An 11,073-nucleotide genomic window follows, 5' to 3' on the forward strand; every position below is an offset into this window, starting at 1 on the left:
CCCCTTCATCACGCGGTACATGCCGATCGAGTCGTGCGTGGCGGTGTCGGCGAAGCCGAACTTCTCGTAGAGGAAGCGGGCGGGGCCGTCGGCGATCAGGGAGACGTAGGCCGTGGCGGGGGCCCGGCGCTCCAGTTCGTCGACGAGCGCGGCCATGATGCGCTTGCCGAGACCGCGGCCCTGGTGGGCGGGGTGCACGCAGATGTCGACGATCTGGAACGCGGTACCGCCGTCGCCGATGACCCGGCCCATCCCGATGGGCTCCCCCGCGTGCCGGAGTATCACCCCGTGCCAGGTGCGGGGAAGCGCGAGGGCCACGGCCTCCGGTGCCTTGTCGGAGAGACCGGCATCAGTGCGCAGACGACGGAAGACCTCGACGGAGGGAACACCGATACTCAGCTCGTAAGGGTCACTGGTGACAGTCATGCATTACATACTAGGTGGCGACGGTGACGTCACACCTCGTCCCGCGTGAGCGCCAGCAGGCGGTCCAGCACCCTGGGGCCCCCGGCGCGTACGCCGTCGTGTTCGAACTCGTCCGTGACCCAGGTGCGCAGGCCCCGGATCGAGCGGGCCGTCCGCAGGGAGTGCGCGGTGTCGACGTACATGTCGTCGTGGTAGATCGCGGCGGCGACCGGGACCTCGTTGGCCGCCAGTTGCTCCGGGTCGTACAGGGGCGGCCAGCCCCGCTCCTCGGCCAGGCTCTCGGCGGTCTCGCGCAGCGGGCGCAGGGCGGGGTCGTTGTCGAACATCCAGGGGTGCACGGACTCCCCCGTGAACAGCACCGGACCGTCGCCGGTCAGGGCCTTGGCGGCGTCGAACTGCGGGAGCCGTGCGCGCACCCGCTCCGCCGCCCAGCTCGTGGAACCCGCGTCCTGGCCGTAGATGGCCTCGTGCAGGAGAGCGTAGAGGGGGTGACCGGCGTACGACAGCAGGCCCTGGACCTCCTCCTGGAAGGAGTCGGAGAGCGCGGGGCCCCCGGGCGTGCGGACGAAGGCGTCCTCCAGCAGGAAGTGCAGACGGTGGCTGCCGTCGCCACGGCCGAGGAGGATGCCGAGGGACTGGAAGGCCTCGACGGTGAAGCGGTAGCCGTTCGGCAGGACGACGTCGTGCTGGAGCAGGTGCTCGGCGATCCGGCGGGCGCGCTCGACGTCCTGGGGGTAGCGGGCGTAGTGCGCGGCGACCTTGCGTTCGACGCGCGGGAACGCCGCCCGGTAGACCTCCTCGGCGGTCGCGTCGAGGGAGGGCAGTCCGCCGGTGATGACGACGCTGCTCAGGCCCTCGGGCGCCTCGGAGAGATAGGTGACCGCGCAGAAGCCTCCGAAGCTCTGGCCGAGGACGGTCCAAGGGGCGCCCCCGGTGATCTCGGGGCGGATGGCCTCGCAGTCGCGGACGATGGAGTCAGCGCGGAAGTGGGCCAGGTAGTCGGCCTGTTCGGCGGGGCCGCCGCGCAGCGGGAGGGTCTGGCGGTTGGCGGGGGTGGAGGCGCCGGTCCCGCGCTGGTCCAGGAGCAGCACGCGGTAGTCGTCGAGGGCCCGGCCCAGCCAGGCCTCACGGCCGACGAAACGGTTCGCTCCGAAGCCGGGGCCGCCTTGCAGATAGACCAGCCAGGGCAGTTCGGCCTCCGCCTTGTCGCTCGCGACGACCTCGCGCGCGAAGAGCTCGATCCGCTCCCCCGCCGGGTCGTCGTGGTCGAGGGGGACGGTGAAGCGGCGGTCGGTGAGGACGACACCGGGCTGCCGGTAGCTGACGGACAACAGGGCTCCCTGAGCGGACGGATTCCAGGCCGTGGTCCAGTCCAGCACAGATTCTCCGCCCGGCCGACCCCGTGGATCAAGAAATTCTCGCTGAATCGCGGATCAGTACGAGGGCCCTCGGTGCGTGGCTGCCGAACGGGCGCTCAGCGTGCCGAGAGGCTGGAGCGCCGCACCACCAGTTCCGGCTGCAGGACGACCCGCCGGTGCTCGTGCGGGGTGGGCGCGGTCTCGGCCTCGGTCTCCTCCAGCAGGAGCTCGGCGGCGAGCGCGCCCATGGTGACGGCGGGCTGCCGTACGGAGGTGAGCGGGACGGCCGCGGCCGCGGCGAACTCGATGTCGTCGTAGCCGACGATGGCGAGGTCGTCGGGGACGCTCACCCCGGCCGCGTACATGGCCTGGAGCACACCGAGGGCGAGCAGGTCGTTGGCGCAGAACACGGCGGTCGGGCGGTCGGCGAGGCCGAGGAGGCGGGCGCCCGCGTCGCGGCCGGCGGCCACGTCGAGGCGTTCGGTGGGCAGTTCCCGCAGGGCCTCGGGGCCGAGGCCGGCCTCCTGCAGGGCGCCCAGGGCCCCGGTACGGCGGTCCCGGACCTGGTTGAGACCCGCCGGACCGCTGACGTACGCGAGGGAGCGGTGGCCCGCGTCCACCAGATGGCGTACCGCGAGGGCGCCGCCCGCGACGTCGTCGACGGAGACCGAGCACTCGGTGGTGCCCTCGGCGACCCGGTCGACGAGGACGAAGGGGATGCCGTGGCGGCGGAACGCCTCGATGTTGCGCCCTGTGGCGTCGGCGGGGGTCAGCAGCACCCCGCGCACCCGCTGCTCGGCGAAGAGCGAGAGGTACTCCGACTCCTCGCCGGCGCTCTGCGCGCTGTTGCAGACCATCACGCCGAGCCCGGCGTCACGCGCGGCCCGCTCGGCACCACGCGCGACGTCGACGAAGAAGGGGTTGCCCATGTCGAGCACGAGCAGCCCCATGATGCGGCTCCGCCCGGCCCGCAGCTGACGCGCCGACTCGCTGCGGACGTAGCCGAGGCGGTCGATGGCGGCCAGCACACGGGCCCGGGTGCCGGAGGCCACCGAGTCGGGCCGGTTGATGACGTTCGAGACCGTGCCGACGGAGACTCCGGCGGCGGCGGCGACGTCCTTGATACCCACCGACTGCGACATCGGACGGGGACCTCCAGGAAGGTACGGAGCGGCGGGCATACGTTCACATTACCGCCGGGCCTCAGCGGAAATGACCCGGTCAGCGGCGGAACGTTCCCGTCGTACGGTCGTACGACGGATCAGGCGGGCAGGGCGAAATCGATCACGCGGAGCGCCGACGGTGTGGTGCCGCTCGACTTCACCTGGTACATCACGGACAGGACGTTGTCCTGCGCGATCCGGCTCTCGTCGAACACGATCTCGCCGAAGGCGTTGAGCCCCGCACCGTCGAACAGGATCCTCCAGTCGGTGTGCCCGGAGGCCGCGGTGGCTCCGGCGATCCTGCCGAACGGGAAGAGCGCGTAGGCGTTGTTGTACTTGTCCATGACCAGCTTGGTGCGCTGGCTGGAGTTCAGCGGCACCGGTATCTCGGTCTTCGTCCAGGCGCCCGAGGCGCTCTTGCGGACGAGGAAGGCGCGGCCGTTGGCGGTGCGGTCGGCTACGTAGTTCGTGGTGCACTGGCCGAAGCGGCCGGGGACATAGCTGATGATGGCGTGCGGTCGGCCTGCGGAGTCGGTCCACTGGCTCTCCTGGTTCATCAGGGAGTGGTCCGGGTTGAGCGCGTCCACGACGAGGCCGGCGTCGGTGACGGCGACCCGGTCGGAGCCGCCGGTGGTGCCGACGACGGCGCCCGCGTTGTTGCGCCAGGTGCGGCCCAGGTCGTCGGAGTAGACGTAGCCGGTGTCGTGGTTGGTGATGCCGCCGCCGTTGCACATCACGGCGTTGTTCTGCTCGCGCCAGGTGAACAGGGCGTGCAGGCGTCCGTTGCGGTCGTAGTCGATGCCGTGCAGGTACATGTTGCGGGCAGTCGAGGAGCCGTGCTCGCTGGTGTAGGTGCCGGTGGAGGATGTCCACTCGCCGAGGTTGGTCCAGGAGGTGCCGTTGTACTCGGCGAGGGCGTTGCGGCCGTTGCCGGAGATGCCGGCGCGGTAGCTCAGCTGGAGCTTGCCGTCGGGCATCGACACGAACTGCGGGTAGGTGAACTGCGAGGTGAGCGCGAGCCCGTCGAGGGTGGACTGCGGGGCGCCGAAGCGGCTCGCGGTCCAGCTCAGGCCGGCCGGGTCGTCCATGAGGCCGGCGACGGACTTGACGTAGGTGAAGCCGTCACTGTGCGAGTCCATGTTGAGGTGGAGGCGGCCGTCGACCTTGGAGACGCCCATGGAGATGACGTTGTGGGAGTCGTTGTAGCGCAGCGTGTGGCCGACCTTGACGGTGGACCAGGTGGCGGAGCCGAGGGCGCGGCGGCCGACGACGGCGTTGCGGTCGGCGGTGTACCAGACGGCGTACTGGTAGCCCTTGTGGGTGAGCAGGGCGTTCTTCTGGAACGCGTTGTTGTTGACCAGTCCGTCGTAGGAGACGAAGTAGATGGCCTGGCTGTCGAGCAGGGTGTTGCCGGTCTGGGTGACCGAGGGGCCGGGGTCGGCGGCACGGGCGGTGGCGGCGCCGAGGGAGGGGGTCACCACGGTGCCGGCGAGTGCGGCACCGAGCAGCGCACGTCTCTTCATCTCGGGGGACTCCGTCGTCGAACGAGAAGGGGTACGGGAAGGGCGGGCAACGGTGGTGCGTGAGGGCTTTCGGGCGGGGTTCAGGCGAGGTGGAAGACCTCGGTGAGCGGCTTCATGGCCTCGTCGGGCCGGGCGCCGTCGAGGGCCTCGAAGAACGGCGCCATCTCCTTCTGCCAGCGGGCGTTGACCTCGGCGGCCTCCATGCCGGCCAGCGCTGCCTGGAAGTCCTCGGTCTCCAGGTAGCCGACCAGCAGGCCGTCGTCGCGCAGGAAGAGGGAGTAGTTGTGCCAGCCGGTGGCCGAGAGTGCTTCGAGCATCTCCGGCCACACGGCGGCGTGCCGCTCGCGGTACTCGTCGATCCGGTCCTGGCGGACCTTGAGGAGGAAGCAGACGCGCTGCATGAGATACCGCTCCTGGGGGGTGAGGGGGGTGGCTGTAACGCGTGGGCGGGTGAGGGGGGTGGCTGTAACGCGTGGGCGGGGATCAGAAGTTGAACTTGTCGATGTTCTCCTTGGTGAACACGGTGGGCTTGCCGAGGCTGATGACGCCGTCCTTGCCGATGGTGTACTCGCCCATGTCACCGGCGGTGAAGGTCTCGCCCTCCTTGCCGGTGATCTGGCCGGAGACCAGCGCCACGGCGGTACGGGCGGCCAGTTCGCCGAGCTTCGCCGGGTCCCACAGCTCGAAGCCCTCGACCGTGCCGTCCTTGACGTACTTGCGCATGTCGTTCGGGGTGCCGAGGCCGGTCAGCTTGACCTTGCCCTTGTACTTGGAGCCCGACAGGTACTGGGCGGCGGCCTTGATGCCGACCGTGGTCGGGGAGATGATCCCCTTCAGGTTCGGGTACTCCTGGAGCAGGCCCTGGGTCTGCTGGAAGGACTTCTGGGCGTCGTCGTCGCCGTAGGCGACCTTGACGAGCTTGATGTCCTTGTACTTGGGGTCCTTGAGTTCGTCCTTCATGAACTCGATCCAGGTGTTCTGGTTGGTCGCGGTCTGCGCGGCCGACAGGATCGCGATCTCGCCCTTGTAGCCGATCTGCTCGGCGAGCAGCTGGACCTCGGTGCGGCCCAGGTCCTCGGCGCTGGCCTGCGAGACGAAGGCGTTGCGGCACTCCGGCTTGGTGTCCGAGTCGTAGGTGACGACCTTGATGTCGTTGCTCATGGCCTGCTTGAGCGCGGTGCACAGGGCGCCCGGGTCCTGCGCGGAGACGGCCATGGCGTCGACCTGCTGCTGGGTGAGCGTGTTGACGTAGTTGACCTGGCCGGAGGTGTCCGTGGCGCTGGACGGGCCGACCTCCTTGTAGCTGGAGCCCAGCTCCTTCAGGGCCGCCTCGCCGCCCTTGTCGGCGGAGGTGAAGTACGGGTTGTTGACCTGCTTGGGCAGGAAGCCGACGGTCAGGCCCTTCTTCAGTTCGGCGTTCGGGTCGGCCTTGCCGGTGGCCGCGGCCGAGGCGGAGTCGTCCTTGACGTCGCTCTTCGTGGTGCCGCCGCAGGCGGTGACGGCGAGGGCGAAGGAGGTGACGGCGGCGAGCGCCGCACACGAACGGCGGAGGGTTGCCTTGCGCATGAGAGGTCCTTCTGTACGGAGGGGCGGACGGGGAGCGGTACGGAGTCGGCGGTGGGGGCCCAGCCGTTCACGGGGCTGGAGTGGGCGCCTTGGTGGCCGGCACCGAGGCGGCTCTGCGGCCGGCCCTGGCGACGGAGATCTGGCGTGCGACCCGGGGGCCGAGCACGGAGAGGACGAGCAGGACGCCGGTGACGACGATCTGCGACTGGGCGGAGACGTCCTTCAGGCTCATGACGTTCTGCAGGGTGCCGAGCAGGAACACACCGGCGATCGCACCGCCGAGCGTTCCCTTGCCGCCGTCGAAGTCGATACCACCGAGCAGTACGGCGGCGACGACCGAGAGTTCGAGGCCGGTGGCGTTGTCGTAGCGGGCGCTGGCGTAGTGCAGGGCCCAGAAGACGCCGGTGAGGGAGGCCATCAGACCGGTCACCGTGAAGAGGATCAGCTTCTGCCGCTTGACCCGGATACCGGCGAACCGGGCGGCCTCCTCGCTCGCTCCGGTCGCGAAGACGGAGCGGCCGAAGGGGGTGGCGTGCAGGGCGATCACGGCGATCACGAGGAGGACCAGGAAGGGGATGAAGGCCTGCGGGACGAAGCTGTCGCCGATCCGGCCGGCCGCGAAGTCCAGGTACTGGGTGGGGAAGTCGGTGACCGCGTCGGAGCCGAGGACGATCTGCGCGATGCCCCGGTAGGCGGCGAGCGTACCGATGGTGACGGCGAGGGAGGACAGACCGAGCTTGGTGACCAGCAGTCCGTTGATCAGTCCGCATATCACACCGAGGACCAGACAGATCGGGATGATCGTCTCGATGGTCATGCCCTGGTTCCACAGGGCGCCCATCACCGCGCCGGAGAGACCGGCGGTGGAGGCGACCGACAGGTCGATCTCGCCGGAGACCACGAGGAGGGTCATGGGGAGGGCGACCAGCGCGATCGGCAGGGTGTTGCCGATCAGGAAGGACAGGTTGAGCGCGTTGCCGAAGCCGTCGACGGTGGTGAAGGACAGCAGGAGCACGATGATCAGGGTGGCGCCGACCACGGTGTCCCAACGGATCGCACGCGACAGGGTGGAGTCAGCCATGGCGGGCGTTCCTCTTCTTCAGTGCGGTCGCCACCCGGACCGCGACCACCCGGTCCACGGCGATGGCGAGGATGAGCAGGATGCCGTTGATCGCGAGCACCCACACCGAGCTGACGCCGAGGGCGGGCAGCACGCTGTTGATGGAGGTCAGCAGCAGTGCGCCGAGCGCCGCGCCGTAGACGCTGCCGGAGCCGCCGGTGAAGACGACACCACCGACCACGACCGCGCTGACGACGGTGAGTTCGTAGCCGTTGCCGGTGCTGGAGTCGACGTTGCCGAAGCGGGCCAGGTAGAGCGCGCCGGCGAGGCCGGCGAGGGCGCCGCAGAAGGTGTAGGCGACCAGGATCCGCTTGCGGACCGGGATGCCTGCGAGACGGGCGGCCTCCGGGTTGGAGCCGAGCGCGTAGAGCTCGCGGCCGCTGCCGAAGTGCTTCAGATAGTACGCCGTGGCCACCAGCACCACCACCGCGATCAGGGCGAGATAGGGCACGGCGTGGATGCCGCCGGAGCCGAATTCGATGAACCCGTCCGGGAGTCCGGAGGCGACGATCTGTCGGGAGCCGACCCAGATGGAGTCGATGCCGCGGATGATGTAGAGCGTGCCGAGGGTGACGACGAGGGCGGGCACCTGGCCGAGGCTGACGAGCAGTCCGTTCAGCAGGCCGAAGCCGACGCCCAGCAGGACCGCCAGGAGCACGGCCACGAACGCGTTGCCGCCGCCCTGGAGGTAGGTACCGGTGGCGAAGGCGCTGATGCCGAGGGTGGAGCCGACCGACAGGTCGACGTTGCGGGTGATGACGACCAGTGACTGGCCGACGGCGACCAGCACCAGGATGGTCGCGTTGAGCAGCAGGTCCTTGATGCCCTGCTCGGTGAGGAACTCGCTGTTGCCCAACTGGGTGACGACGATCATCACCAGGAAGACGACCAGGATGGCGAGTTCGCGCATCTTGAAGACGCGGTCCACGAGCCGGGTGCCGCTGGACTTGGGCACCTCGGCGACGGGAGTGTTCTGAGGGGTGGTCACCGTCATGCGGCGGCCCTCCCGGTGGCTGCGGCCATCACGGATTCCTCGGTGGCTTCGGAGCGAGGGATCTCGGCGGTGAGCCGGCCCTCGTGCATCACGAGCACGCGGTCGGCCATACCGAGGATCTCGGGCAGGTCGGAGGAGATCATCAGCACGGCCACGCCGTCGGCGGCCAACTCGCTGAGCAGGCGGTGCACTTCGGCCTTGGTGCCGACGTCGATGCCTCGGGTGGGCTCGTCGACGATCAGTACCTTGGGGCCGGTGGCGAGCCACTTGGCGAGGACGACCTTCTGCTGGTTGCCGCCGGACAGGGTGTTGACGGTGTCGGCGATCCGGGCGTACTTGACCTGGAGCTTGACGGCCCAGTCGAGGGAGCGGCTGCGCTCGGCGCCCCGGTCCATCAGGCCGGCCTTGACGGTCGTACGGAGTCCGGTGAGGCCGATGTTGCGCTCGATGGACATGTCCATCACCAGGCCCTGCGCGCGGCGGTCCTCGGGGACCAGGGCGAGTCCGGCGGCCATCGCGGTGGAGGGGGCGCCGTTGGTGAGTGCCTTGCCGTCGAGGGAGACCTCGCCGGCGTCCCAGCGGTCGATGCCGAAGACGGCCCGTGCGACCTCCGTGCGGCCGGCGCCGACGAGGCCGGCCAGGCCGACGATCTCGCCCCGGCGGACGTCGAAGGAGACGTCGGTGAAGACGCCCTCGCGGGTCAACCGGCGTACGCTCAGCGCGACTTCGCCCGGCTCGACCTCCTGCTTGGGGTAGAGCTCGTCCAGGTCGCGGCCGACCATGCGGCGGACCAGATCGTCCTCGGTCATGCCGTCGAGCGGTTCGCTGGAGATCCAGGCGCCGTCGCGCAGGGTGGTGACGCGCTGGCAGATCTGGAAGATCTCCTCCAGGCGGTGGGAGATGAACAGGACGGCGGAGCCCTGCTCGCGCAGGGTGCGGACGACACCGAAGAGCCGGGCCACCTCGCTGCCGGTGAGGGCCGCCGTCGGCTCGTCCATGATCAGGACGCGGGCGTCGAAGGAGAGCGCCTTGGCGATCTCGACGATCTGCTGGTCGGCGATGGACAGACCGCGCGCGGGGCGGTCCGGGTCGAGCTCGACACCGAGCCGCTGCATCAGCGCGAGGGTGGCCTCGTGGGTGGCCTTGTGGTCGATGCGGCCGAGGGCGCGCCTCGGCTGGCGGCCCATGAAGATGTTCTCGGCGATCGAGAGGTCGGGGAAGAGCGTGGGCTCCTGGTAGATGACCGCGATGCCCGCGTCCCGTGCGTCGGCCGGGCCGTGGAACACGGTGGGCTCGCCGTCGAGGAGCACCTGACCGGAGTCCGGTCGGTGCACCCCGGCGAGGCTCTTGATCAGGGTCGACTTGCCCGCGCCGTTCTCCCCGGCGAGTGCGTGCACCTCGCCCGGGAACAGTTCGAGCGACACGTCCCGCAGGGCGCGTACGGCGCCGAAGGACTTGGAAACGCCCTTCAGCGCGAGAACGGGGGCCGGACCCGTGTCGGACGGGTGGGTCATGAGGGCTCCTCGACGACGGCCTGCGGCGGGCGGAGTCGCTGCCCCACGGCGTCGTGAAAGGTTTCAACTAGGTTGCCGGGACGTTAGGCACCACATGCAGGTCACGTCAATGGGTTCCGATCGAAATTCTTTCGACGGAAGAGGTCACAACCCGGTCACGGCCCATGGCGTTGACCTGAGGGGTTGACAGTCCGGCGAGCCGCTCATAGTTTCCGGTGCTGAATCGTTTCAGACATCAAAGCCGGTAGGAGCCCTGACGTGACCGAGCTCGCCGCGGTGAAGGCCGCCCTCAAGACACAGGCCGTCGAGACGCCGTCGTGGGCGTACGGAAACTCCGGAACCCGCTTCAAGGTGTTCGCCCAGGCGGGTGTCCCCCGCAGTCCCTGGGAGAAGCTGGACGACGCCGGGAAGGTCCACGAGTTCACCGGCGTGGCGCCGACCGTGGCCCTGCACATCCCCTGGGACAAGGTCGAGGACTACGCGGCACTGTCGAAGCACGCGCAGGAGCGCGGCGTGAAACTGGGCGCCATCAACTCCAACACCTTCCAGGACGACGACTACAAGCTGGGCAGCATCTGCCACCCGGACGCGGCGATCCGCCGCAAGGCCGTCGGCCACCTGTTGGAGTGCGTCGACATCATGGACGCGACCGGGTCGCGCGATCTGAAGCTGTGGTTCGCCGACGGGACCAACTATCCCGGCCAGGACGACATCCGCGGGCGCCAGGACCGGCTGGCCGAGGGGCTCGCCGAGGTCTACGAGCGCCTCGGCGACGACCAGCGGATGCTGCTGGAGTACAAGTTCTTCGAGCCCGCGTTCTACACGACCGATGTGCCGGACTGGGGCACCGCCTACGCCCACTGCCTCAAGCTCGGCCCGAAGGCGCAGGTCGTGGTCGACACGGGCCACCACGCGCCGGGGACCAACATCGAGTTCATCGTGGCCACGCTGCTGCGCGAGGGGAAGCTCGGGGCGTTCGACTTCAACTCGCGGTTCTACGCCGACGACGACCTGATGGTCGGGGCCGCCGACCCGTTCCAGCTGTTCCGGATCATGTACGAGGTCGTGCGCGGGGGCGGGTTCACTCCCGAGGTCGCGTTCATGCTCGACCAGTGCCACAACATCGAGGCGAAGATCCCCGCGATCATCCGCTCGGTGATGAACGTGCAGGAGGCCACGGCGAAGGCGCTGCTGGTGGACCGGGGGGCCCTTGCTGTTGCTCAGCGGGAGGGGGATGTGCTGGAGGCGAATGCGGTCGTGATGGACGCGTACAACACGGATGTACGGCCGTTGCTGCGTGAAGTGCGGGAGGAGATGGGGTTGGACCCCGATCCTCTGGGAGCGTACCGGCGGTCCGGGTGGGCGTCGAAGATCGTCGAGGAGCGGGTCGGCGGGGAGCAGGCGGGGGG

Annotated in this window: 10 protein-coding genes; 1 reads left to right on the forward strand and 9 read right to left on the reverse strand. The window is 69.4% G+C overall.

Translation table 11 applies throughout. The features are described 5' to 3' along the window. The 9 genes from GWK25_RS26790 to GWK25_RS26830 form a co-directional block, all read right to left on the reverse strand. The coding region (locus GWK25_RS26790; RefSeq protein WP_215453781.1) for a GNAT family N-acetyltransferase at window positions 1-426 on the reverse strand (426 nt) is incomplete at its 3' end. Window positions 427-455: 29 nt separating this feature from the next. Then, a complete protein-coding gene (locus GWK25_RS26795; protein ID WP_215457604.1) occupies window positions 456-1,757 on the reverse strand; it encodes an alpha/beta fold hydrolase in 1,302 nt (433 codons plus the stop codon). Between the two features lie 143 nt (window positions 1,758-1,900). Beyond that, window positions 1,901-2,926 carry a LacI family DNA-binding transcriptional regulator gene (locus GWK25_RS26800; protein ID WP_215453782.1) on the reverse strand — a complete coding sequence of 342 codons (1,026 nt, stop codon included), beginning with the start codon at window positions 2,924-2,926 and terminating at the stop codon, window positions 1,901-1,903. A 119-nt stretch (window positions 2,927-3,045) separates the two neighbouring features. Next, window positions 3,046-4,470: a BNR repeat-containing protein gene (locus GWK25_RS26805; protein ID WP_215453783.1), complete on the reverse strand. Its 1,425-nt coding sequence runs from the start codon at window positions 4,468-4,470 to the stop codon at window positions 3,046-3,048. Between the two features lie 80 nt (window positions 4,471-4,550). Beyond that, complete coding sequence (locus GWK25_RS26810; protein WP_215453784.1) at window positions 4,551-4,871, reverse strand: L-rhamnose mutarotase; 321 nt, start codon at window positions 4,869-4,871, stop codon at window positions 4,551-4,553. An 82-nt stretch (window positions 4,872-4,953) separates the two neighbouring features. Continuing rightward, window positions 4,954-6,036 (reverse strand): rhamnose ABC transporter substrate-binding protein, encoded by a 1,083-nt coding sequence (rhaS, locus tag GWK25_RS26815; protein WP_215453785.1) that lies wholly within the window; start codon window positions 6,034-6,036, stop codon window positions 4,954-4,956. A gap of 67 nt (window positions 6,037-6,103) precedes the next feature. Continuing rightward, window positions 6,104-7,117: an ABC transporter permease gene (locus GWK25_RS26820; RefSeq protein ID WP_215453786.1), complete on the reverse strand. Its 1,014-nt coding sequence runs from the start codon at window positions 7,115-7,117 to the stop codon at window positions 6,104-6,106. After that, window positions 7,110-8,150, reverse strand: a complete 1,041-nt coding sequence (locus tag GWK25_RS26825; RefSeq protein WP_215453788.1) for an ABC transporter permease — start codon at window positions 8,148-8,150, stop codon at window positions 7,110-7,112. The genes GWK25_RS26820 and GWK25_RS26825 overlap by 8 nt, the downstream gene beginning before the upstream one ends. Next, window positions 8,147-9,664, reverse strand: a complete 1,518-nt coding sequence (locus tag GWK25_RS26830; RefSeq protein WP_215453790.1) for a sugar ABC transporter ATP-binding protein — start codon at window positions 9,662-9,664, stop codon at window positions 8,147-8,149. The genes GWK25_RS26825 and GWK25_RS26830 overlap by 4 nt, the downstream gene beginning before the upstream one ends. A gap of 258 nt (window positions 9,665-9,922) precedes the next feature. On the opposite strand from GWK25_RS26830, the gene rhaI reads away from it, so the two are divergent. Further along, window positions 9,923-11,073 (forward strand): L-rhamnose isomerase (rhaI, locus tag GWK25_RS26835; protein WP_215453793.1); only part of this gene is annotated, 1,151 nt, incomplete at its 3' end.

Source organism: Streptomyces sp. ATCC 21386 (genome assembly GCF_018728545.1).
Taxonomy (GTDB): domain Bacteria; phylum Actinomycetota; class Actinomycetes; order Streptomycetales; family Streptomycetaceae; genus Streptomyces.